Source organism: Glutamicibacter soli, assembly GCF_052322135.1.
In the GTDB taxonomy this organism is placed as follows: Bacteria; Actinomycetota; Actinomycetes; order Actinomycetales; family Micrococcaceae; genus Glutamicibacter; species Glutamicibacter soli.
Genome location: NZ_CM125969.1, coordinates 2,958,398 through 2,979,374 on the forward strand (window position 1 = coordinate 2,958,398; position 20,977 = coordinate 2,979,374).

A 20,977-nucleotide genomic window follows, 5' to 3' on the forward strand; every position below is an offset into this window, starting at 1 on the left:
TGTCTTTCCGTGCCGGCAGCCTCGCTGCAAAACAACCTCGCGCGGAAAATACGTATTGCTTCCCCAAGGAGTCCCCATCCTCGACCTTATGTTTGGGCTGCATGGACGTTCAGGTTTCTTTCAGCTATTTCTTGGCAGATTGAGGTCATATTTTCTATCCAGTTGGATAATTTCCATCACTAATGGGATAAACTGCGCGGTAACTTATTTCTCTGCTTGCGCGTACCTTCGGCGTTCTCGCCGGTTAACAGAATTCGTAAAGAGGATTGGCTCACTCTGCAACTGGTCAAGTGAACAATTAACATTTGCCGATGGGGTTATTTCCTCTAACTGCTTGGCCATAGAATGAACCTAGTTGCAGCACGGGATCACGCGGGGACGTGAGGGGCAAGATGCTGCAGGCCTGAGTTGACGGAAGCCAAGCCAAGGATGCCCCCAATGACTGGAATTCGAGTTCATCTTGCCGACAGCGATCATTTTTCGCGTGCCGGAATCGTAGGTGCACTGACAGCAGAACGAGATATCGTCGTTGAATCTATTGCAGGATCGATGGCTGAAGCGTTGGAGAACGCATCGCAGACAAAGCCAGACATTATTCTGCTGGAGACTTCGCTGAGCGGAGACAGCCTTTTCAAGTCCGTCCGCCAAATCGTAGCCGCGGCGCCAAACAGCAAAGTGGTCGTGTTGGCTACCAGGTACAACCGCGACGAAGTGACACAGGCCTACGATGCGGGAAGCTCAGGAATCATCTCCAAGAGTTCCATCAGCACGGAATTGCCCAGTGCGCTGCGCATGGTGGCCGCCGGGTACCAGTTGTTCGCTCCGCCAACGGATGGCTGGGAGTACCCGGTTCGCATGGAGAAGCGCACGGAAAACCAGACGATTATCCGGGCATTGTCCGGACGCGACCGGCAGCTGGTCAGCCTGGTTGCCGCGGGTCTGACCAATGTCCAGATTTCCCGTGCGGTGCACATCAGTGAGGGCTCGGTGAAACTCTATCTGGCACGCATCATGGATGAGCTTTCGGTGACAAACCGGGTGCAGCTTGCAGTCATTGCGGCGGAAACCGGCCTGATCACGTCCGCTGATCTGCAGATTGCCTGAGTTCTAGTAGACAGTGCGCAGCTGGCTGGCCGGGATCCACATTTGTTCACCGTCGCGGTCGATCTGTCGCCAGGCACCCTGTCGGGCGACAATCACCACGGCGGTGTCCGCCTGGAGGATGCGCGCCAAACCGTAGTGGTCGCCCGGTCCACGGCGTGCATTCAAGCCGATCGTAGTCAGCGCACGCTGATTGGGAACTGCCATCAATCCGCCCTTTGCAGGTCGAGCCGGCAGCTCGTGAAGATACATGCTCGGCACCCAGCCGTGCAGCTTTCCGCATTGGATCTGGGACCACAGCCCCTGCTGGAGCAGCAGACGCACCTTGACGCCCTGATCGATCACCATGAGCACCGGATATCCGGTGCCGCTGCCCTTGCGCAGATTGAGGGTCGCGGTGGTTGAGTGAGTCGTCTCGACCAAGGAGTAGCGTGAGAGGGTTCGTTCGTCGTGATCGTCGTCGGACTGGGTAGCCACCGGCTCGTCGAACTCCGCCGGAATCGGTTCCAGATAAATGTTCGGCACCCATCCATAAATCTTGTGAACATAGACGTGCGCCCACGAACCGTGCACCTTGACCAAGGTCAGCTCGGTTCCCTGATCCAAATTGCTTTGCACCAGGTAGTGCCGGCCTGCGCCCTTGCGCAGTTTCAGTGGTGCCGTGGTTCGATGCGTACGCGATGCCGACGACGAACGAGCCGTTGACTGCGAATAACCCATCTGATTCACGAGCACCTCAAAAAGAAAACTTAGGGGAAGCAACAAATGTCGCTTCCCCTAAGTTTATTCCATTTTTAGAAGTTGGTTCTTCTGCGTATTAGTCTCACTTGCGCGCGCCCAATTCGGAATCCAGGCGAAGCAGTCCGTTGCCGTCGTTTCCGATCAAGTTGACACGGTCTAGGATCTCGGAGACCGTGGCTTCTTCTTCGACCTGTTCGTCGATGAACCAGTGTAGCAACGGAAGCGAGTCAATATCCCCCTCGGTCTGCGCCAAGCGGTACAGCTCGCGGATCGCTTCCGAGACCTTCTGCTCGTGGGCCAAGGATGCAGCGAAGGCATCCGCAACGGATTTCACGTTGACTACGGGAGCCGACTGCTCGCCGATCCTCGGGTGTGCCGATCGGTCGGTCATGTGGTCCATGAACTTTTCAGCATGGACGATTTCTTCAGCGGCCTGGGCTCGGAACCAACCGGCGATGCCAGGAAGGCTCATGATATCCATTTCAACTGCCAGCTGGCGGTAAACCGTTGCAGCAGTCAGTTCGAGGGTTACCTGCGTGTTGAAGGCTTCTGCCAGTTTTCCTGTAAGTTCCATGTCTTTAGACTAGAACGCTTTAAAACCGTTGTCATCGAAGTTTGGACTCACTTAGTAGTACTGGAATTAGGCAATAAACCCTAGTTGGGCCCGGGTTGACATAGCCCGCACTAACCTAACTTAGGGAAGGCGAACATGCACGTCCTATTTGCCCAATCCCGCCCGCCGCAGGGCTTCTGCCATGGCCGTGTTTCCCGAAGGAGCTTCGGCCCGGTTGCCGCCATTCGGCCGGCCCCGGTTGCCCGAGCGCTGCTGTCCGGAGCGGAAATTCTGTCCGTGGCCGCGCGGGCTGCGCTCGCGCGGCCCGTTCGGCTTGCCGGATTCGCCGGCGGCCGGCAGCTCATCATCCAACCGCAGGGTCAACGAGATGCGCTTGCGGTCCGTATCCACCTCCAGCACCTTGACCTTGACGATCTGCCCGGAGCTGACCACTTCGCGCGGATCCGAGATGAACTTGGTGCTCATCGCCGACACGTGGATCAGCCCGTCCTGGTGCACACCCAGATCGACAAAGGCGCCGAACGCCGCCACGTTGGAGACTGTGCCTTCCATGATCATTCCCGGCTTGACGTCGCCGATTGATTCAACGCCTTCCTTCAGCGTCGCAGTGACGAATTCGCCGCGCGGGTCGCGGGCCGGACGCTGCAGCTCTGCCACCACGTCGCGGATGGTCGGTTCGCCGAACTGCTCGGTGACGAAGTCCGCAGGCTTCAGTTCCTCAAGGCGGCGGCCCTGCTGCGCGGCGGCCTTCTGCAGTGCGCGGGCCAGGTCGTAGGCTTCCGGGTGCACCGAAGAGGCGTCAAGCGGTTCCTTGCCGCCGGTGATGCGCAGGAATCCAGCGCACTGCTCGAATGCCTTGGCGCCGAGGCGCGGCACCTTGAGCAGGTCCTTGCGCGTGGCGAAGGGCCCGTTGGCGTTGCGGTGCTCGACGATGTTGCGGCTCAGCAGCGGTCCGACGCCGGCCACGCGGGCCAGCAGCGACGGGGACGCGGTGTTCACGTCGACGCCCACGGCGTTCACGCAGTCCTCAACCACGGCGTCCAGCGCGCGGTCGAGCTTCGAGGCGGTAACGTCGTGCTGGTATTGGCCCACGCCGATGGACTTGGGGTCGATCTTGACCAGTTCAGCCAGCGGATCCTGCAACCGGCGGGCGATGGAAACCGCGCCGCGCAGCGACACGTCCATGCCCGGCAGCTCCTGGCTTGCCAGTTCGGAAGCCGAGTACACCGAGGCACCGGCCTCCGAGACGATGACCTTGCTGACCTCGGCGGTACCCAGTGCCTTGATGACTTCGGCGGCCAGCCGGTCGGTTTCGCGCCCTGCGGTGCCGTTGCCCACTGCGATCAAGGTGGTGCCGTGCTTCTGCGCCAGCCGGGTCAGGATCGCGACCGATTCGTTCCACTTGTTCGCCGGTGCGTGCGGGTAGATGGTGGCAGTCTCGATGGACTTGCCGGTCAGGTCCACGACTGCGACCTTGACGCCGGTGCGCAGTCCCGGATCCAGCCCCAGAACTGCCTTGTTGCCGGCCGGTGCGGCCAGCAGCACGTCGCGCAGGTTCGCGGCGAAGATCTTCACCGAGGCGTCCTCGGCTTCCTCGAACAGGCGCGAACGCAGATCCGATTCGAAGCGGGTGAGCAGGCGGGCCTTCCAGGCCAGGCGCACGGTCTGGGCCAGCCACTTGCCGGCCGGGGCGTCAGCCGGGGCATTGATTCCCAGCGAAGCGGCGATCGCGTTCTCGTAGCCTGCGCGGGCCTGGTCAACGGCTTCCGCGTCGCGCGGGTCCGCCTCGGCCAGCTGAAGGTTCAGCACCCCGTCGCGTTCCCCGCGCAGCAGCGCGAGCACGCGGTGGGATGGCAGGTTGTCCAAGTCCGCCACGTAGTCCAGATAGTCGGAGTACTTGCCTTGGCCTTCCGCTGTGGCTCCGGCGGCGACGCTGGCGCCGATCTTGCCGTTGGTCCACAGGCGCTCTCGCAGGTCTGCCGCCAGCACGACATCCTGGGAAACCCGCTCGGTGACGATTGAACGGGCTCCGGAAAGCACCTCCAGATCTGTCGGGAATCCGGCGTCGGCGTTGAGATAGTCGGCGGCAGCGGCCGCCGGGTCGGTCTGCGGATTGGTGAGCAGCAGGTCCGCCAGCGGCTCCAGGCCGGCTTCGCGGGCAATCTGGGCCTTGGTGCGGCGCTTGGACTTGAACGGGAGGTAGATGTCCTCCAGCTCGGATTTGGTGCTCGCTGCGGTGATGGCCGCATCGAGCTGGTCGGTCAGCTTGCCGGCTTCGGAAATAGCTTCGCGGACCACCACGCGGCGGTCTTCGAGTTCGCGCAGGTAGCGCAGGCGTTCTTCGAGCAGTCGCAGCTGGCTGTCGCTGAGCATGCCGGTGACTTCCTTGCGGTAGCGCGCAATGAAGGGCACCGTCGATCCGGAATCCAGCAGTTCAATAGCGGCCTTGACCTGCCAGGGCTGCACCATCGATTCGACGGACAGTTCCCGGGCCAGCACCTCGATGATGCGCTGTTCGGTGGCATTGCTGACTGCGTTGTTCTTCTGATCGCTACTCACCGAACCATTGTGCCCCATGAGCGTTTCGGTTCTAATGATCGACTCGGCTGGCTTTCAGGAGATCCCAAAAGTTCGCGGCTAAGATTTATTGCCATGGGGAAAGTAAAGGTTCGGAACGCGGCAATCCTGCTTCTGGTGTCATCGGCAACACTCTTCAGCGCGGGCTGCTCGGTCATCCAGGACACGGCGAATTCGGCGGCCAACGAGCTCACCGATGCGGCGTCCAAGGAAATCGTCCGGCAGGCTTGCGCGCCGATCCAGGACGGTCGAATCGACGCGAGCGAACTGCGTGTACTGACATCGCTGGTCGGTGCGGTAGAAGGCGGGGGCCTGCCACAGGATCTGGTTGACGTCCTGAACGATCTGGCCGATTCCGGCGACTCGGTGTCCACCCGATTGCAGGAACGCCTCGTGCAGGCCTGCGACGACGCGACCGCCCAAGCCAACTAGTGCGCGCGGCGCGCTCAGGTCCTGACCTAAACTTTTTTCATGCTCGAAATTCCGACAACCGGCAAAATCCGAATTGATGCCTGGCTTTGGGCTGTCCGCGCCTACAAGACGCGGTCCGAGGCGACGGCTGCCTGCCGCGCCGGCCATGTGAGGCTGAATGGAGTGTCCGCAAAGGCCGCGCAGCCGGTGGTTCCGGGCGACCGCGTGCGTGTGCGCAAGAACGGCTTCGATCGCGAGCTGGAAGTCGTCGGCCTGATATCCAAGCGCATGAGCGCCTCCGTGGCCGTGAAATGCTACATCGACCACAGCGAACCGCGCGAGAAAATCATCGTCCCGCAGGTTCCGATGCGCGAACGCGGTGCAGGCCGCCCCACCAAGAAGGACCGCCGCGAAATGGATCGCCTGAGGGCCTCCTGGATCGACCCCGAAGACTAGGCCGGGTCATCCGCCGCGCTACGACAGCTCGATGGCCGGGGCATCGGTTTCGAAGCCGAAGATCTGCGCGTAGAAGGCCAGCGAGCTTTCCAGGGCGCTGATGATGTTCTCCGATTGGCGGAAACCGTGCTGCTCCCCGGCAAACAGGATGTAGGCATGGGGAATGCCGCGGGCGGCGAGCGCGTCAGCCACGACCTGCGACTGCGACGGCGGAACCACCAGGTCCTCGTCCCCCTGCAGCAACAGGACCGGACAGGAAATCTTTGACACGTGGTTGATCGGCGCGCGCTTCTCATACAGCTCCGCGGCTTCGGGGTATGGCCCGACCAGCGAGAACATGTACTGGGACTCGAAATCATGGGTGTCCTGCACCAGGGCGACCAGGTCCGAGACGCCGTAGCGGCTGATCCCGGCGCGGAACACCTCGGAGTTGGTCAACGCGCTGAGCACCGTCCATCCGCCGGCACTGCCGCCTTCGATGCCCACGCGCGCCGGATCCGCGATCCCGCGGGCCACCAGCGCCTTGATCACCGAGACGGTATCCGCAACATCCACGACGCCCCACTGGCCGCGCAGGCGGTTGCGGTAGTCGCGGCCATATCCGGTGGAGCCGCCGTAGTTCACGTCCACCACGCCGATGCCGCGCGAGGTGTAGTAGGCGATGGTTGCATTGAGCGTGGCCGCGGCCTGCGCGGTGGGCCCGCCGTGCACGAAGGTGACATAGGGCGGCAGCTCGCCGTCCAGGCCGGTCAAGCCGTCCTGGCGCGGGCGGTACAGCAGCGCGTGGACCGATTGGCCGGCCACGTTCGTGCACTCGAATTCCTCGACCTGCGGCAGCATGGCCGGATCAGGAAGCCGCGCGATGGAACCGGCCACAGCGCGGTGCTCCAGGGTGTCAAGGTTGACCAGCGTGATCTGCTCGCCCTGGGTCATCGAGGAGGTTCCGGCCAGCAGCCAGCCGTCGCGCACCTGCAGCGGGCGCACCCGGGTGAAGGGCAGCGGCAGGTCCTCCAGTCCCCCGGTCAGCGCATGGACCCGTGCCAGCTTGGTGGTACCGGTGCCGTAGGAGCACAGCAGGGTGCGCTGGTCCTCCAGCACGTACCAGGCACTTCCGACCTGCCACAGCGGTCCGGCGAATTCCGCGGCGCGGTCCACCAGCCGGGTGGCGCGGGCGGAGCTGACCTGGTGGATGTAGGGATTCCACCAGCCGGATTCGTCGCTGACGTACGCGATGCGGTCCTCGTCCACCCATTCGGGCTGCATGATCGAGATGTCTTGGGCCCCGGCGATCACGGTGTCTTCCAGCTGCCCGTTGCCTGCCACCTCGGCCAGGTGGAGTTTGGTGCCGTCCCATGGCATGTTCGGGTGTTCCCAGCTGATCCAGGTCAGCATCTTTCCCGAGGGGCTCAGCCGGGGCGCGGCCACGAAGCGGGCCGGCGCGGTGAGCACCCGGATACGGGTGGCGTCCTGGGCCGCGGAGCCGTCCAGCGGGATCTGCACGATGTGGCGCACCGGCTCGGAGCGCAGGTCTTCCATGATGGCCAGCACGCTGCGGTTGGGTCCGTCGATGAACTCCGCGAAGCGCAGCTGCGGGTTCCCGCCGGACATCGAGTCCGGGGTCAGTGCGATCGGGGTAACCTGCCCGAGCTGCTGCAGGTACACCCGCTGGTCGGCGAAGTTGGTGAAGACGATGGCGTCCTGCAGGCGCCCGGTGACCAGCTTCCAGCTGGCACCGCCGTACTCGTGGACCCGTGAGCGGACGTTGTAGGGCTTGCTGATCAACTCGATTGGTTCACCCGGCTGATCCAGCGGGTAGCTGACCAGGGTGATGCGTCCGCCTTCTGCGGGGCGGCCTTCCTGGACGATGACGTTCTGCCCGTGGAAGCATGCACCGCCTAGTGGTTTGGTCCCCGCGGCGACGTCGTTCGCGGAAATAGTCGAGGGCCAGGATCCGTAGGGCAGTTTCGAAGGCATGATTCGATCCTAACCAGATTTTTGATGCCAAACGACCCTCGACAAGTACAAAGATGTTCGGCTTGGATTAACTCATGACAACTTTTGCGGTCTTTCTGCGCGGCGTGAACGTGGGCGGGGTCAAGGTCCTGATGAAGGATTTGGCCTCGTTGCTGACCGACGGCGGCTTCACCGAGGTGCGCACGCTGCTGGCCAGCGGCAACGTGGTCCTCGAATCCGAGCTCTCCGAGGCGCAGGCGGTGCAGCGGCGGTGCAACGAGCTGCTGGAGGAGCGCTACGGCCGGAGCATTCCCACACTGGTCTATACCCGAGAGGAGATCCTCCAGCTGGCGCAGCCCTTCGTCCTGGAACTGCCCGAGCCCGCGGCCGAGCACCACGGATACCTCACCCTGTGCGAATCCGCCGCCGATGCGGCGGAGCTCTGCGAGCTGGCCCGCGGCCTTGATCCGCAGCCGGCGGTGGACGTGCTGGGCAGGGCTCTGTGCTGGATCGTGCGCAAGGGGCAGAGCACCACCGATCCGCTGGCCAAGCTCACCACCGCCCAGGCCCGCAAGCGGGTGATCACGACCCGGAACCACAACACCTTGGTGAAGCTGGCGGCGATTATTCGCTGAGCGCCTTCACGGGCAATAATTGAGCGTTGCGCTTTTTTGCCGTTGGATCCTCAGTGAAAGTCCGTGAATGCTGACCCTTATCGAACTCGTTGGTATTTTCTTTTTTGCCGTCTCAGGATCGCTGATGGCGGCGCGGCGAGGATTCGACATGCTCGGATCGGCGTTCCTCGGCGGCGTCACCGGCCTGGGCGGTGGCGTGGTCCGCGACCTGATCCTGAACCAGTCCCCCGCCACCTTCGCGCATCCGGTGTATTTCCTGCCGCCGGTGCTGGCAGCGCTGTGCGTGTACGCCTTCACTCCTGCGGTACAGAAGCTGCACCGGCTGGTGCAGATCTTCGACGCGGCGGGATTGGGGCTGTTCTGCATGACCGGCACCATGAAGGCGCTGGAGAACGACGTGAACCCGGTGACCGCGGTGCTGCTCGGGGTGATCACTGGCGTGGGCGGCGGCATGCTGCGCGATGTCATCTCGAACGTCACCCCGGATTTGTTCAACCCCCGCGACGTCTACGCCCTCCCGGCCATCCTCGGCGCCACCGCCACCGCGTTCGCCTGGCACTTCGATGTGCTGAATATCGCGGTTGGCACTGGCATCGCCGGATTGACCTTCGTCTTGCGGCTGGCCTCGATCCGGTTCGGCTGGAGCGTCCCGCTGGCGGCCGGCCATTGGCACCGGCAGCCGAACATCCCGAACCACGGCGACGGGCCACGCCGGAACTTCTAGGCCACGGGCGCCCGGGAACCTACCCGATGCGTTCGAGCCGGCCGGCTTTCTCGGAGCCTTCCACGCTGTCCTCGATGGTGCGCGACGGGTTGATGATGATCGCGCCGATGAGCATCACCAGCACACAGGCCCCGAGCATCGCGAAGGCAGGGCCCCACGAGCCGGTGGACTTCTGCACCACGCCGAACAGCAGCGGAACGATGCCCGCGCCGGCGTAACCCAGGCCCTGGGCGAATCCCGAAAGCACGCCGGATCCGTACGTGGTGCGCGAGCGCAGATTCATCATGAGCAGGGCGATGGCAAAGGTTCCCTGGCCCAGACCGGCCAGGCAGACCCACAGCACGGTGCCTTCGGTGGGAGACAGGTAGATGCCAAGGTGCCCCGAAACCCAGCAGGCGGTGAAGATCAGCACAGCGATGATCGGATTCTTCAGGCGCGGAACCCACAGCGGCACCAGGAGGGAGACCGGCAGGCCGAGGATCGCGAACAGGGCCAGCATGTTGCCGGCGGACAGCTCGCTCAGCCCGCGGTCCTGCAGGTACGGCGGCAGCCAGGTGAAGTACACGTAGGTCTGCGCGGAATTGCCGGCCAGGAAGATGGCCAAGCCCCAGGCGACCTTGGACTTCCACGGATTGATCTTCGCGATTGGCTGCGCCGCGCCGACCGCCTGCACCGGCTGGTCCGGGCGGTCCACATTGCGGTCGGCCACCAGCTGGATGATCCACGGCACCAGGACGATCATCGACAGCAGCGCCCAGGAACCGATGGAGATCTTCCAGTCGCTGGCGTTGGCCAGCGGCACCGAGAACTGCGGGGCCATCCAAGTGCCTACCGCAAGCATCGTGACGTAGCCGCTGGTCACCAGTCCGATGCGGTCGGGGAAGTATTTCTTGACCAGCGGCGGGAGCACCACGTTGCCCATGCCGTATCCGGCCAGCGCGATGATCGACAGCGCCAGGAAGGAATAGACCTCGGGCATGAAGACGCGGGCCACCTGCCCGACCACGGCCAGCGCGATGGCGGTGATGAGGGTCTTCTCAAGCCCGAAGGAGCGGATCAGGCGCGGCGTCAGCAGGCCGAAGCAAGCGAAGACGATGGGCGCCAGGGTGGCGAGCAGGCCGATGGTGAACTCGGTGAATTCGATGTCGACCTGGATCCGGGCCAGCAGCGGCGGCACGGAAACGACCGCTGCGCGCAGGGACAGGGCCATCAGCAGAATGCCCAGCAGTGCCCCGATTCTTCCCTTGAGTGAGGTTTTCGGGCTGGCATTCGACATCGATTGGTTCTCCGCTGACTACTGGTTGTTAGTTCCCAACTTTTTCAGTTGCGGAACCAACTCTAGTAAGTGAGACAGGTTACCTTCAAAATGGCGGGCGTACCAGGTGCCCGGAGTACCGGAGAAAGCATAAAGCCCCTCGCTGACCAGCATCACCAGATGGGCGATATCCTTGTCGCCGATTTCCTCCATGAGCGCGGCCAGCCAGCGCTCGTTGATGCTTTCCATCTGCGCGGTGGCCGCTTCAACCCCCGAATGCGCAAGCCTATGCAGGGCCACCAGCAGGCGGTCCAGTTCGGTGTTCACCTCGGCGCTGGTCCGGATGAAGTAGGCGGCGGGCCCCTCTTCGGCCTGGGCCATGTCCTTCAGGTCGATCAGGATCAGTTCTTCACTTAACTTAATAACCGCATCGGCCAGGGCTTCCTTCGAGGCGAAGTGGTACAGCAGCCCGCCCTTGGACACCCCGGCCAGCGCGGCGGTCGCTTCCAGGGTTGCTGCACGCTCGCCTTCCTCGCAGAGCAATGAGATGTATGCGTCCAGAACCTTGACGCGCGCTGCCGCCGGCCTTGCCATTGGACTCCATTCGATTAGTTGAAGTGATGGATACAACCATACCCAAGAATTGTAACTATACCGTCCAGACGGTATAGTTACGAATTGTTCAGGCATTCAGCCCCGTTAACGATCATCAGGATGATACCCATGAGCCCACTGCTCTCCGACCACACCTCAACGCTGTCCAAGCCGCGACGTTGGGCGGCGCTGGTAGCGCTCCTCTTCCCGGTGCTGCTGATTTCGGTGGACAACACCGTGCTCACCTTCGCGGTTCCGGCGATTTCCGAAGCCCTCTCCCCCAGCGGCGCGCAGCTGCTGTGGATCATCGACATCTACCCGCTGATCCTCGCCGGTTTGCTGGTGCCGTTCGGCTCGCTGGGCGACCGCATCGGACGCCGCCGGCTGCTGCTGATCGGCGCCTCGGGTTTCGCCATTGTCTCCGCGCTGGCCTCGTTCGCCACCGACGCGAGCCAGCTGATCGGCGCCCGCGCCCTGCTGGGCATCTTCGGCGCGATGCTGATGCCTGCCACGCTGTCGCTGATCCGCAATATCTTCACCGAGGACACCGAACGCCGCACCGCGATCGCTGTCTGGGCCTCTGCCTTCTCCGGCGGCTCGGTGCTCGGCCCGATCGTCGGCGGCCTGCTGCTGGAACACTTCTGGTGGGGCTCGGTCTTCCTGATCGCCGTCCCGATGCTGCTGCCGCTGCTGATCGGCGGGCTGATCCTGGTTCCGGAGTCCAAGGACCCGAACCCGGGACGCGTGGATCCGGTCTCGATCCTGCTGATCGTGATGACCCTGCTGCCATTCACCTACGCCATCAAGTCCTTCTCGAGCAGCCCGTGGTACATCCCGCTGGGCGCCCTGGCACTGGCGGTGGTGTGCGGCGTGACCTTCGTGCGGCGCCAGCTGGGCTCCGACAAGCCGATGATCGACGTCCGCCTGTTCAACAACGGCCGCTTCTCCGGCTCGCTGATCGTGAACCTCATCGGCGTGTTCTCGCTGGTCGGCTTCATCTACTTCGTCTCCCAGCACCTGCAGCTGATCGCCGGCTACAGCCCGATCGAGGCCGGACTGTTGATGACTCCGGGCCTGATCCTGACCATGGGCTTCGGCCTGCTCTCCGTCCCGCTGTCCAAGCGCTTCGGTTCGCCGAACATCATGATCCTGGGCCTGCTGTTCTCGGCCACGGCCTACACCATGGTGATCGTGGCGGGCAGCAACCCGAACGTCGTGCTGCTCATGGCAGCCTTCTGCGTGCTGGGCATCGGCATCGGCATGACCGAAACGCTGTCCAACGACATGGCGCTGGCCGCGGTGCCGGCTTCCAAGGCCGGGGCTGCCTCGGCCATTTCCGAGACCGCGTACGAGGTCGGCGCCGTGCTGGGCACCGCCGTGCTGGGCACCATCCTGAACACTGTCTACAGCTCGAACCTCAAGGTGCCGGGCAGCATCTCCCCCGATGCGGCGGCCCAGGCGGGCGAAACCCTCAGCGGCGCTCACCACGTGGCTGCGGGTCTGGACCCGGCCTCGGCGCAGGCCCTGATCGAATCCGCCGCGCAGGCTTTCGACCACGGCGTGCTGTTCACCTCGGGCATCGCCGCGGTGCTTTCGCTGATCGCTGCGGTCATGGTCGTGAAAATCATCAAACCAGCCGTGAAGTGAAGCTTTCGCGACGATATCTCAAATTTTCGATAAATTGCTGCAAAGTTATTCAAAAGTCGACTTTGACCACGTAGGCTAGGCAGTGTAGTTCCAAAGTAATTCGCGAAGTACCCTTTAGAAGTTTGTGAATGTCGGACCATCCTTGGTTGGCGCGAACCCCTTCTAGACGTGAAGTGAATGACTTGGCTGCTTCGCAAGTTCACCTCGCGCAACCAGCGTGGAACTTGCGTGGATACAACCAAGCTCGCCGCACAAACCATGGCGAGAAACGTCTGAAAGGACCAAATAAGAATATGGCAACCGGAATCGTCAAGTGGTTCAACGCTGAAAAGGGCTTCGGCTTCATCGCTCCAGACAGCGGCGATCCAGACGTCTTCGCACACTTCACCGCAATCCAGACCCAGGGCTTCCGCACCCTGGACGAGGGCCAGAAGGTTGAGTTCGAAGTAGTTGAGGGTCCAAAGGGTCTGCAGGCTGCAGACATCCGTGCTCTCTAAAGAAGGTCTTTGGCACTAACGCCTGACTTCACCCGATGGGTGGCTATCCGCAATGGATAGCCACCCATCGGTTTTTCCGTGCCCGCCACGGAATAGACGCAGCCGGCCCATGGTTATGCACAAGGTGAAGCTATCGATTTTGGACCTCGCCCCGGTGTCTCCCGGCGGCTCAATTGCAGACTCATTCAAATCATCCGTCAGGCTTGCGCAAACTGCTGAACGCCACGGCTACGAACGCATCTGGTACGCCGAACACCACAACATGCCGAATATCGCCTCCAGCGCGACTTCCGTGCTGATTGGCCACATCGCCCACCACACCGAGCGCATCCGTTTGGGTTCCGGCGGCGTCATGCTCCCGAACCACTCGCCGTTGGTGATCGCGGAGCAGTTTGGCACCCTGGCCACGATTTTCGGCGACCGCATCGACCTGGGCCTGGGCCGCGCCCCGGGCACCGACATGACGACCCTGCGCGCGTTGCGCCGCGATCCGTCGGCAGCGGACTCCTTCCCGCACGACGTGCTGGAACTGCAGGCGTACCTCGCCGGCAAATCCCGCATCCCCACGGTGCAGGCCATCCCCGGCGCCGGAACGAACGTCCCGCTGTACATCCTGGGTTCCTCCTTGTTCGGGGCGAAGCTGGCAGCCCAGCTGGGCCTGCCGTATTCCTTCGCATCGCACTTCGCCCCCGCGGCCCTGCACCAGGCGGTGAAGCTGTACCGCGAGGAATTTACCCCCTCCGAGCAGCTCTCCGAGCCATACGTCATCGCAGGCGTCGGCGTGCTGGCGGCGCAGACCAGCGAACGGGCCCATGAACTGTTCAATGTCGCACGCCGCCACCGCGTGGCCAGTTTCCTGGGCCGCGGAGCGAACAAGGAGTTCACCGAGGCGGAAATCGACATGCTCATGGGCACACCGCAGGCCCAGCAGATCCTGGACATGATGCGGTATTCGGCGGTCGGCACCGGCGAACAGGTCACCGAGTACCTCGCGCATTTCGCGCAGACAGCCCAGGCTGATGAATTGATCACCGTGCACTACCCGACCGACGAGCAGGCCCGCCTGGAATCGGTCATGATCACCGCCGACGCCGCCGAACTGGTCAGCGCGCGCTGATCGTCACCCAGCGCCTGACCGCCATGACCAGCAGCACCGCCAGCGTCACGGTCAGCACCCCTTCGGCTCCGATATAGGCGCAGTGCCACAGCGATCCGCCCCCGAAGTTCCCGGACAGCACCGCATCGGTGCGGCGGGACGAGCCGGGGCGGATCGCTGCCTTCTTCAGCAGCAGCACGAGGCCGGCAATCCCCACGCCCCCTTTCCAGGCCGTGTCGGTGCCGCGCCTGGGCGTGCCGAGCAGCAGGGCGATGAACAGCAGGATTCCAACGATGTTCACTCGCAAAGAAGACCAGGCGCCCGATGCCCGACCCCAGCGGAATGGTGATCCCCGGGGCGGTGAATTTCAGCGGTGCCTCGATGAAGGAAATACCGGTCACCAAGCCCAGCCGCAGCGCGGGAGCAAGGACCTGGCTGCTGCGGCCCACAGGGCGGCGCGGTCGGTGCACGTAGGGCCGAAGCGCTCATGCCCCCTACACTACGCGCGAGGGGCCGCCAGTCCTGCGCAGGGACAGCGCCGACCATACCAGCATCAGCAAGGCAGCCGCCGCACCGGCAATGCAGAACACCATGATGCTCGGCAGCTGCCCGAAGCGCCCCGCGGCCCAACCCAGCACGATCACCGGCAGCGCGCTGCCCAGATAGGTGACCAGGTAGATGCTGGAGACGGTCTGCGCATGGGACGCAGGGCTGACAGCATCCACGCACAGGCCGAATGCCGTGCGGAAGGCGATGCCCTGGCCCAAGCCGAGGACCACCATGGCCAGCACCCCGAGCCAGAGCCAGCCCAGGGTGGCGCCAACGAGCAAGGCAAGGGTCCCGGCGGCCATCAGCCCCAAGCCCAGCGGCAGCAGGATCTTTCCGCCGCGCACCACGATCTGCGACAGCGCGGCGATACCCAGCGGCAGCCCGGCAACCAGCCCGACGGCCCACAGGGACTGCAGCTCGAAGGCGCCGGCCAGGTAGCCCGGTGCCAAGGACAGCACGAAACCGAAGATCGCGAAGCTGAGGAAACCGACAAGCGAAGCCATCCAGAACTCGGTGCGGGCGTTGGACGGAATGCCCACGCGGCGCGGAGCCAGCGCGCGGCTTCTTTCACCGCGGTTCGCCATGGCAATGGCCGGGCGCGCTTGCAGTGTGCCCAGTGGAACCAGGACGACCAGCAGCAGGACGGCCTGGATCAGGAACACCGTGGAGCGGCCTCCCGGAAGGCCCGCCAGCGCGCCGCCGATCAGTGGTCCGAATGCCACGCCTCCCGACGAAGCCAGGAGGGTGAAACGCGAAGCCCATTCGGGTTTGCTCGGCAGCAGTTCGCGCAGCGCCGCGGCGCTGGCCCCGGTGGCCAGGGCGACTCCAGCGCCCTGCAGCCCTCGTCCGAGGCACAGCTGCCACAGGTTCCCGGCCGCTCCGAACGCCAGCGTACCGAGCAGCGAGACCCCGACGGCCAGCACCAGGGCGGCGCGGCGGCCCACATGGTCCGACCAATGCCCGACCACCAGCAGGAAGAACATCAGGGAGCAGACATAGGAGGCGAAGGCGATCGTGGTGCCCATGGCGCCCAGGTGCAGGTCGGCCTGCAGCTGGGGATACAGCGGCGTTGCCAGGTTCGCGCCGACCAGCAGCGTGAAGCTGACCAGGATGGTAATGGCCAAGCGGGTGGCGGTGCCGGGGTTCCATGACATCATGCGCGGCGTGCCGTGCTGCATACGCAGCTCACTGATGACGGACATTGGCGCTCCCGCGGAAATAGCTGTCGGCAGGGGAAAAATTTTTACCGGTGGGGCCACTCGCTGCCCCACCGGTTGTTTGAGCGTTCTGCTTGCGTTTGTCTACTACAACAGATCGTTCTCTCACAAATATCCGCCCTCTGATCTCACCAAGGATTGTTTATTGATAGAATTTGAGCAATATGGTCAAATTTAGGGCCTATGGCGGTATCGGGAGTGAGCAAATGGTGCGGTTGGACGACGTTGACCTGAAGATTCTTCTGGCCCTGATCCGGGATCCACGCATCCAGGTTTCAGAGCTTGCCGACGAAGCCGGGGTCGCCCGCAACACCGCGCAGTCCCGCCTGCGCCGGCTGCAGCGCTCCGAGGTGCTGCGCGAAGGCGGGCGCGACATCGACCTGGGTGTGCTGGGCTACGACGTGCTGGCCTTCGTCACCCTGGAGGTGAACCACCGGGAGCTGGACGCGGTCATCACCGCGCTGCGCCAGATCCCGAACGTGCTGGAAATCCACGAGACCTCCGGGCGCGGAGACGTCTGGGTCCGCCTCATCGCCACCGACACCCACCAGCTGCAGTCGGTGCTGCGCCAAATCCTGCGCATCAAGGGCGTGACCCGCTCGGAAACGACCTTCGCGCTGCACTCCCACCTGGCCTATCGCACCGCTCCGCTGCTGGAGCACTACGCCGAGCACGACCACTGATCGCAACCACCCGCGACACGCAATTACAAGTCTTTTGTTCAGGTCATAAGGGTTCTAGGCTGGAGCCAAGAGAAGTCACGAGGTATGTGCCCGACTTCCGGCAGATCCTCGTCCAATCGAAGGAGCACGCCATGAGCCGGGACTTTGAACCCACCGACTTCGCCCCCGAATACGGCAACGACATCTACGAGCCGGACGACGGCCGCGACTCGCAGGCCTACGAGGGATCCAGCGACATGCCCGAAACCATGCGCAACATCGACCCGTTGGCCCAGCGCCACTACCTCTATGACGATGACCTGGAAACCGAAGACGAGCTGGACAACGAGTTCAGCGAGGACGGCCAGGACGACGACGAGGATTCGGAGGACGGCGAGCGCGAAGATGAGGACTAGCTCACTGACTAAGCGAAGGTTGGGCTGAAGGTCTTAGACTTTAGAAGTGATTAATCCAGTTCACTTGCGTACCCTGCTCGAGGTGGTTGCACACCGTTCATTCGCGACCGCCGCGACCCGCTTGGGCTATACCGCCAGCGCCGTCTCCCAGCAGATGACCGCCCTGGAACGCAGCACGGGCACCACCCTGTTCGTCCGCGGCGCCCGTTCCATCACCCCGACCGCCGGAGCGCTGCGCATGGTGCGCCACGCGAAACGTGTCCTCACGGATCTCGACGCCCTCATGGCGGACGTCGCGACCATCTCCACCGATTCGGCGGAGAACGAGGAAATCAAGCTCGGCATCTTCCCGTCGCTGGCGACCTTCGCGCTGCCGCAGATCCTCACCGCCGAGGACTGGCCCTCGCTGGGCATCAACCTGCGCCTGTGGATCGGCGAACCACAGCAGACCGTGGCCGGGCTGGGCAGCGGCGGCGACCTGGACCTGGCGCTCATCTTCCAGGTGGGCCCCGGCGGCCTGTCCTGGCCAGCCTCCCTGGAACGCACCTGGCTGGGCGACGACCAGTTCCGCGTGGTCATCCCTTCCTCCTGGCCGATCGCCGAGGACGCCCGGCTGACCGTGGACCAGCTGGCCGAATGGCCCTGGATCTTCCACCACCCCGGCACCTCGGACGCGACGCTGATCTCGCGGCTGTTCGCCTCCTACAACATTCATCCGCAGGTCTCGGCCTACTGCGACGACTTCAACGCCTCGCTGAGCCTGGTCGCCTCCGGGCTGGGCGCGGCGCTGGTGCCCGACCTGGCCATGGCCAACGCCCCTGAAGGCATCCGCATCGTCGACGCCCCGGAAATCCGGCTGGCCCGCTCCATCTTCGCGCTGAAACCGGAGAATTCGAAGAAGCCGAAGGCTGACCTGGTTTTGGACCGCCTCGCCCAGGTGCTGGCCCACTAGGCTTAAGCCAACAACACTCGTTCAAGAACTCAGCAGGGCAGGTACTTCGTGGCGCACGACAGCAATACTCCGGCAGAACCATTGGTCATTTCGACGGTCTACGGCGCATTGGGCCATCTGGAACTGAACCGCCCCGCGAAGCTGAACGCACTGAACCTCCAGATGCTGCTGGAGCTGCACCGCGTGCTCAAGGCCTGGGCCGAGGACCCGAAGATCTCCACGGTGCTGCTCACCGGGCGCGGATCGCGCGGATTCTGCGCCGGCGGGGACATCGCCGACTTCCACGCCGCGGTGACCACCGGACGCCACGAGGACTTCCTCAACCTGCTGTCCAACGAGTTCGACACCGACCAGCTCATCGCCTCCTACCCCAAGCCGCTGGTCACCCTGGCGCACGGCATCACCATGGGCGGCGGCATCGGCCTGGCCAGCCATGCGCCGGTGCGTCTGGTGACCGCCGGGGCCCGCATGGGCATGCCGGAGGCCAAGATCGGCTACACCCCGGATGTCGGCGGCAGCCACCTGCTGGCCAACATGCCCGGCCACTTCGGCGAATACTTCGCCATGACCGCGGACTCCTTCACCGGCGCGGACGCCGTCTACCTGGGCTTCGCCGACGTCGTGGTCTCGGAGGAGTTCGCCGCAAACATCCTTGACCACCTCGACGAATACATGGGCCTGAACGCCGGGGACCTGGCCGCGGCGATCGAGGTGATGCACGGCGCGGCGGAATCCCACCGGCTTGAACTGGACCAGGGCTGGGTGGACCACGCCTTCAGCGCCGCCAGCCCGGAGGACGTCGTGCAGCGTCTGGAGCAGATGGTGCACCCGCATGCCAAGCAGGCGGCCGCTCTGATCGCCCAGAACTCCCCCACCTCCGTCGCCTCGGCGTTCCATGCGGTGCGCGCCGCCCGCGCCGAGGACAACCTGCGTTCGGCGCTGGACCGCGAGCTGCGGCTGGCCGCGCACCTAATGCACCGGCCCGACCTGGCCGAGGGAATCCGCGCCCAGGTCATCGACAAGGACCGCAACCCCTCGTGGACCCCGGGCACCCTGGAAGCCGTCGACCAGGACGCGCTGCTGGAGCTGATGGACCCGGCCGACGCCTAGGGCTGCTGCGGCTCGTGCTGCTGGTCCACGATCTGGTTCCCGGGCTGCCCTTCGGGACGCGTGACGTCCTGGTGCACCGGATGCACTTTCGTGGAGTTGCGCGGCTCCACGCGCGGTGCGCTGACCGCGTCGGCCGGTTCCTCTTCCCGCCGGGGCGGTTCGATGCCCACCCCGCGCGGCACCCCGTAGGGCACCGGTACGAATTCGCCGAAGTGGTCCGGATCCGCTTCCTGCCAGTCCTGGACCCAGGAAGCCGGCGGATTCTCCAGCAGCTCGTTGGGGCGCAGCCAGTGGAACAGCTCCGCATAGGAACGGGTTGATTGCAGGTTCACCCGGCGGCGCAGCATCCGCGTGTTCAGCTGCTCCGGACTGGTCAGTCCCATGGAGGCCATCAGCTGGCCGGCTTCCGTGACCGTGAGCCGGTGGTAGTTGTACACGCGGTGCCCCTTGTCCTGGACGTCCAGCGCGCGTTCCAGGCGCTTGTTCTGCGTGGTCACGCCCACCGGGCAATGGTTGGTGTGGCACTGCTGGGCCTGGATGCAGCCGGTGGCCATCATCATGGAGCGGGCGGCGAAGGTGAAGTCGGCGCCCTGGATCAGCCGCTTGACGATATCCGAGCCGCTGGCCACCTTGCCGGCGGCCGCAAGCCGGATCTCCTCGCGCAACCCGGTGCCCACCAGGATCGTGTGCACCAGCATCAGCGCCTCCGTCAGCGGGGTGCCTACATGGTCCTCGTACTCGATCGGCGCCGCACCGGTGCCGCCTTCGGCGCCGTCCACGGTGATGAAGTCGACCAGGGTCCCGGTCTCCAGCATCGCCTTGCAGATCGCCATCACGTCGGTGCGCGAGCCCACGCAGAACTTGATGCCCACCGGCTTGCCGCCGCTGAGCTCGCGCAGCAGGGCCACGAACTCCAGCAGCTCGCGCGGGGTGGAGAATTCAGGGTGGCTCGCCGGGGAGATACAGTCCTGCCCCATGGGGACGCCGCGCGCCTCGGCGATCTCTTCGTTGATCTTCGCCGCCGGCAGCACGCCGCCCAAACCGGGCTTGGCGCCCTGGGAGATCTTGATGGTGATGCCCTTGACTTCCTCGCGGCTGGCCTTGGCGCGGAAGGTTTCCGGCGCGAAGCGCCCCTCCTCGGTGCGGCAGCCGAAGTACCCGGAGCCGATCTCCCAGAAAAGGTCTGCGCCGTACTCCAGATGGTATTTGGTCAGCCCGCCTTCGCCGGTCTCCTGCACGAATCCGCCCATGGAAGCGCCCTTGTTCATCGCCATGACCGCGTGGGAGGACAGCGCACCGAAACTCATCGAGGAGATATTCAGCAGCGAGATGTCATAGGGACGGGTGCATTGGCTGGAGCCGATACGGACCTTGTGCTGCTCGGAGGGCGGCGCCACCGGCGCGGTGGAGTGCACCAGGTACTCGTGCCCCACCCGGTTCACGTCAAGCTCGGTGCCGAAGGCCTTGTGGCTGTCCACCCCCTTGGCGCGGGCGTAGACCACCGAACGGGTATCCCGGCTGAATGGCTTCCCATCGGTGTTTCGCTCGATGAAGTACTGCTGGATCTCTGGCCGGATGAACTCGAACAGGTAGCGTGCATGGCCGACGATCGGGAAATTGCGCAGGATCGCGTGGCGTTTCTGCACCAGATCGTGGATGCCCAGGGCCACCAGCAGGCCGGTCAGCCCCACTAGGATCCACCAGACCCACTCCCCGGAGGTTCCCGCGAGGATTGCCGTGATGACGAAGCCCGCCACCAGCACAGCTAAAAACAGGAGGACAACTATGCGCATCATGTGGCGAGCCTAAC

The 20,977-nt window shown here is 64.1% G+C and carries 21 protein-coding genes and 1 pseudogene; 13 read left to right on the forward strand and 9 right to left on the reverse strand.

Annotated features, from left to right (window positions below):
• The first annotated feature begins 438 nt into the window (after positions 1 to 438).
• Positions 439 to 1,104 (forward strand): response regulator transcription factor, encoded by a 666-nt coding sequence (locus ACTX90_RS14025; protein ID WP_161447340.1) that lies wholly within the window; start codon positions 439 to 441, stop codon positions 1,102 to 1,104.
• Between the two features lie 3 nt (positions 1,105 to 1,107).
• On the opposite strand, the gene ACTX90_RS14030 is transcribed toward ACTX90_RS14025, so the two are convergent.
• The 3 genes from ACTX90_RS14030 to ACTX90_RS14040 all read right to left on the reverse strand — a co-directional run bounded on the left by ACTX90_RS14030 (position 1,108) and on the right by ACTX90_RS14040 (position 4,975).
• Positions 1,108 to 1,821, reverse strand: coding sequence for an SH3 domain-containing protein (locus ACTX90_RS14030; protein ID WP_082123973.1), 714 nt, complete (start codon positions 1,819 to 1,821; stop codon positions 1,108 to 1,110).
• Between the two features lie 103 nt (positions 1,822 to 1,924).
• On the reverse strand, positions 1,925 to 2,416 hold the full coding sequence (locus ACTX90_RS14035) for a ferritin (RefSeq protein ID WP_047119984.1): 492 nt from the start codon (positions 2,414 to 2,416) through the stop codon (positions 1,925 to 1,927).
• A 144-nt stretch (positions 2,417 to 2,560) separates the two neighbouring features.
• The gene (locus ACTX90_RS14040) at positions 2,561 to 4,975 is read right to left on the reverse strand and encodes a Tex family protein (protein ID WP_443442269.1); all 2,415 of its coding nucleotides are present in this window, start codon (positions 4,973 to 4,975) and stop codon (positions 2,561 to 2,563) included.
• Positions 4,976 to 5,068: 93 nt separating this feature from the next.
• Here ACTX90_RS14040 and ACTX90_RS14045 point away from each other — a divergent pair, with 93 nt between their 5' ends.
• The 3 genes and pseudogenes from ACTX90_RS14045 to ACTX90_RS14055 all read left to right on the forward strand — a co-directional run bounded on the left by ACTX90_RS14045 (position 5,069) and on the right by ACTX90_RS14055 (position 5,860).
• The gene (locus ACTX90_RS14045) at positions 5,069 to 5,425 is read left to right on the forward strand and encodes a hypothetical protein (protein ID WP_113606925.1); all 357 of its coding nucleotides are present in this window, start codon (positions 5,069 to 5,071) and stop codon (positions 5,423 to 5,425) included.
• Positions 5,426 to 5,464: 39 nt separating this feature from the next.
• Positions 5,465 to 5,572: pseudogene (locus ACTX90_RS14050) on the forward strand (RNA-binding S4 domain-containing protein); the annotation flags it as partial.
• Between the two features lie 15 nt (positions 5,573 to 5,587).
• Positions 5,588 to 5,860: an RNA-binding S4 domain-containing protein gene (locus ACTX90_RS14055; protein WP_443444060.1), complete on the forward strand. Its 273-nt coding sequence runs from the start codon at positions 5,588 to 5,590 to the stop codon at positions 5,858 to 5,860.
• 18 nt (positions 5,861 to 5,878) lie between these two features.
• On the opposite strand, the gene ACTX90_RS14060 is transcribed toward ACTX90_RS14055, so the two are convergent.
• Positions 5,879 to 7,834, reverse strand: coding sequence for a S9 family peptidase (locus ACTX90_RS14060; RefSeq protein ID WP_443442270.1), 1,956 nt, complete (start codon positions 7,832 to 7,834; stop codon positions 5,879 to 5,881).
• Positions 7,835 to 7,908: 74 nt separating this feature from the next.
• On the opposite strand from ACTX90_RS14060, the gene ACTX90_RS14065 reads away from it, so the two are divergent.
• Both ACTX90_RS14065 and ACTX90_RS14070 read left to right on the forward strand, forming a co-directional pair.
• Positions 7,909 to 8,448: a DUF1697 domain-containing protein gene (locus ACTX90_RS14065; RefSeq protein ID WP_424572838.1), complete on the forward strand. Its 540-nt coding sequence runs from the start codon at positions 7,909 to 7,911 to the stop codon at positions 8,446 to 8,448.
• Between the two features lie 67 nt (positions 8,449 to 8,515).
• Complete coding sequence (locus ACTX90_RS14070; protein ID WP_053798706.1) at positions 8,516 to 9,172, forward strand: trimeric intracellular cation channel family protein; 657 nt, start codon at positions 8,516 to 8,518, stop codon at positions 9,170 to 9,172.
• A 19-nt stretch (positions 9,173 to 9,191) separates the two neighbouring features.
• Here ACTX90_RS14070 and ACTX90_RS14075 read toward each other — a convergent pair whose 3' ends face one another.
• Both ACTX90_RS14075 and ACTX90_RS14080 read right to left on the reverse strand, forming a co-directional pair.
• Complete coding sequence (locus tag ACTX90_RS14075) at positions 9,192 to 10,448, reverse strand: MFS transporter (RefSeq protein ID WP_047119990.1); 1,257 nt, start codon at positions 10,446 to 10,448, stop codon at positions 9,192 to 9,194.
• 18 nt (positions 10,449 to 10,466) lie between these two features.
• Positions 10,467 to 11,021, reverse strand: a complete 555-nt coding sequence (locus ACTX90_RS14080) for a TetR/AcrR family transcriptional regulator (RefSeq protein WP_047119991.1) — start codon at positions 11,019 to 11,021, stop codon at positions 10,467 to 10,469.
• 129 nt (positions 11,022 to 11,150) lie between these two features.
• Between ACTX90_RS14080 and ACTX90_RS14085 the strand changes: the two genes are divergently transcribed.
• The 3 genes from ACTX90_RS14085 to ACTX90_RS14095 all read left to right on the forward strand — a co-directional run bounded on the left by ACTX90_RS14085 (position 11,151) and on the right by ACTX90_RS14095 (position 14,282).
• Entirely contained in the window at positions 11,151 to 12,668 is a 1,518-nt protein-coding gene (locus ACTX90_RS14085) for an MFS transporter (RefSeq protein ID WP_443442271.1), read from the forward strand.
• A 293-nt stretch (positions 12,669 to 12,961) separates the two neighbouring features.
• A complete protein-coding gene (locus tag ACTX90_RS14090) occupies positions 12,962 to 13,165 on the forward strand; it encodes a cold-shock protein (RefSeq protein WP_028268826.1) in 204 nt (67 codons plus the stop codon).
• A gap of 115 nt (positions 13,166 to 13,280) precedes the next feature.
• Positions 13,281 to 14,282, forward strand: coding sequence for an LLM class flavin-dependent oxidoreductase (locus ACTX90_RS14095; RefSeq protein WP_443444026.1), 1,002 nt, complete (start codon positions 13,281 to 13,283; stop codon positions 14,280 to 14,282).
• On the opposite strand, the gene ACTX90_RS14100 is transcribed toward ACTX90_RS14095, so the two are convergent.
• Together ACTX90_RS14100 and ACTX90_RS14105 are read right to left on the reverse strand one after the other, a co-directional pair.
• Positions 14,269 to 14,562 carry a hypothetical protein gene (locus ACTX90_RS14100; protein ID WP_286163663.1) on the reverse strand — a complete coding sequence of 98 codons (294 nt, stop codon included), beginning with the start codon at positions 14,560 to 14,562 and terminating at the stop codon, positions 14,269 to 14,271. The genes ACTX90_RS14095 and ACTX90_RS14100 overlap by 14 nt on opposite strands.
• 193 nt (positions 14,563 to 14,755) lie before the next feature.
• Positions 14,756 to 16,012, reverse strand: a complete 1,257-nt coding sequence (locus ACTX90_RS14105; RefSeq protein WP_047119994.1) for an MFS transporter — start codon at positions 16,010 to 16,012, stop codon at positions 14,756 to 14,758.
• 221 nt (positions 16,013 to 16,233) lie between these two features.
• Between ACTX90_RS14105 and ACTX90_RS14110 the strand changes: the two genes are divergently transcribed.
• The 4 genes from ACTX90_RS14110 to ACTX90_RS14125 all read left to right on the forward strand — a co-directional run bounded on the left by ACTX90_RS14110 (position 16,234) and on the right by ACTX90_RS14125 (position 19,167).
• On the forward strand, positions 16,234 to 16,710 hold the full coding sequence (locus ACTX90_RS14110) for an Lrp/AsnC family transcriptional regulator (RefSeq protein ID WP_047119995.1): 477 nt from the start codon (positions 16,234 to 16,236) through the stop codon (positions 16,708 to 16,710).
• Positions 16,711 to 16,841: 131 nt separating this feature from the next.
• Positions 16,842 to 17,105, forward strand: a complete 264-nt coding sequence (locus ACTX90_RS14115; protein WP_047119996.1) for a hypothetical protein — start codon at positions 16,842 to 16,844, stop codon at positions 17,103 to 17,105.
• Between the two features lie 46 nt (positions 17,106 to 17,151).
• On the forward strand, positions 17,152 to 18,057 hold the full coding sequence (locus ACTX90_RS14120; RefSeq protein ID WP_113606932.1) for a LysR family transcriptional regulator: 906 nt from the start codon (positions 17,152 to 17,154) through the stop codon (positions 18,055 to 18,057).
• Positions 18,058 to 18,105: 48 nt separating this feature from the next.
• Positions 18,106 to 19,167, forward strand: a complete 1,062-nt coding sequence (locus tag ACTX90_RS14125; protein ID WP_443442272.1) for an enoyl-CoA hydratase/isomerase family protein — start codon at positions 18,106 to 18,108, stop codon at positions 19,165 to 19,167.
• Here the strand turns inward: ACTX90_RS14125 and ACTX90_RS14130 are convergent.
• Positions 19,164 to 20,963, reverse strand: a complete 1,800-nt coding sequence (locus tag ACTX90_RS14130; protein WP_424572832.1) for an FMN-binding glutamate synthase family protein — start codon at positions 20,961 to 20,963, stop codon at positions 19,164 to 19,166. The genes ACTX90_RS14125 and ACTX90_RS14130 overlap by 4 nt on opposite strands.
• Positions 20,964 to 20,977 lie beyond the last annotated feature (14 nt).

What these genes read in the sequence shown, in the direction of transcription:
- ACTX90_RS14025 (WP_161447340.1), top strand. Translation starts at nt 439, where the DNA reads ATGACTGGAATTCGAGTTCATCTTGCCGACAGCGATCATTTTTCGCGT.
- ACTX90_RS14030 (WP_082123973.1), bottom strand. Translation starts at nt 1,821, where the DNA reads ATGGGTTATTCGCAGTCAACGGCTCGTTCGTCGTCGGCATCGCGTACG.
- ACTX90_RS14035 (WP_047119984.1), bottom strand. Translation starts at nt 2,416, where the DNA reads ATGGAACTTACAGGAAAACTGGCAGAAGCCTTCAACACGCAGGTAACC.
- ACTX90_RS14045 (WP_113606925.1), top strand. Translation starts at nt 5,069, where the DNA reads ATGGGGAAAGTAAAGGTTCGGAACGCGGCAATCCTGCTTCTGGTGTCA.
- ACTX90_RS14060 (WP_443442270.1), bottom strand. Translation starts at nt 7,834, where the DNA reads ATGCCTTCGAAACTGCCCTACGGATCCTGGCCCTCGACTATTTCCGCG.
- ACTX90_RS14065 (WP_424572838.1), top strand. Translation starts at nt 7,909, where the DNA reads ATGACAACTTTTGCGGTCTTTCTGCGCGGCGTGAACGTGGGCGGGGTC.
- ACTX90_RS14070 (WP_053798706.1), top strand. Translation starts at nt 8,516, where the DNA reads ATGCTGACCCTTATCGAACTCGTTGGTATTTTCTTTTTTGCCGTCTCA.
- ACTX90_RS14075 (WP_047119990.1), bottom strand. Translation starts at nt 10,448, where the DNA reads ATGTCGAATGCCAGCCCGAAAACCTCACTCAAGGGAAGAATCGGGGCA.
- ACTX90_RS14080 (WP_047119991.1), bottom strand. Translation starts at nt 11,021, where the DNA reads ATGGCAAGGCCGGCGGCAGCGCGCGTCAAGGTTCTGGACGCATACATC.
- ACTX90_RS14085 (WP_443442271.1), top strand. Translation starts at nt 11,151, where the DNA reads ATGAGCCCACTGCTCTCCGACCACACCTCAACGCTGTCCAAGCCGCGA.
- ACTX90_RS14090 (WP_028268826.1), top strand. Translation starts at nt 12,962, where the DNA reads ATGGCAACCGGAATCGTCAAGTGGTTCAACGCTGAAAAGGGCTTCGGC.
- ACTX90_RS14095 (WP_443444026.1), top strand. Translation starts at nt 13,281, where the DNA reads ATGCACAAGGTGAAGCTATCGATTTTGGACCTCGCCCCGGTGTCTCCC.
- ACTX90_RS14105 (WP_047119994.1), bottom strand. Translation starts at nt 16,012, where the DNA reads ATGTCCGTCATCAGTGAGCTGCGTATGCAGCACGGCACGCCGCGCATG.
- ACTX90_RS14110 (WP_047119995.1), top strand. Translation starts at nt 16,234, where the DNA reads ATGGTGCGGTTGGACGACGTTGACCTGAAGATTCTTCTGGCCCTGATC.
- ACTX90_RS14115 (WP_047119996.1), top strand. Translation starts at nt 16,842, where the DNA reads ATGAGCCGGGACTTTGAACCCACCGACTTCGCCCCCGAATACGGCAAC.
- ACTX90_RS14130 (WP_424572832.1), bottom strand. Translation starts at nt 20,963, where the DNA reads ATGATGCGCATAGTTGTCCTCCTGTTTTTAGCTGTGCTGGTGGCGGGC.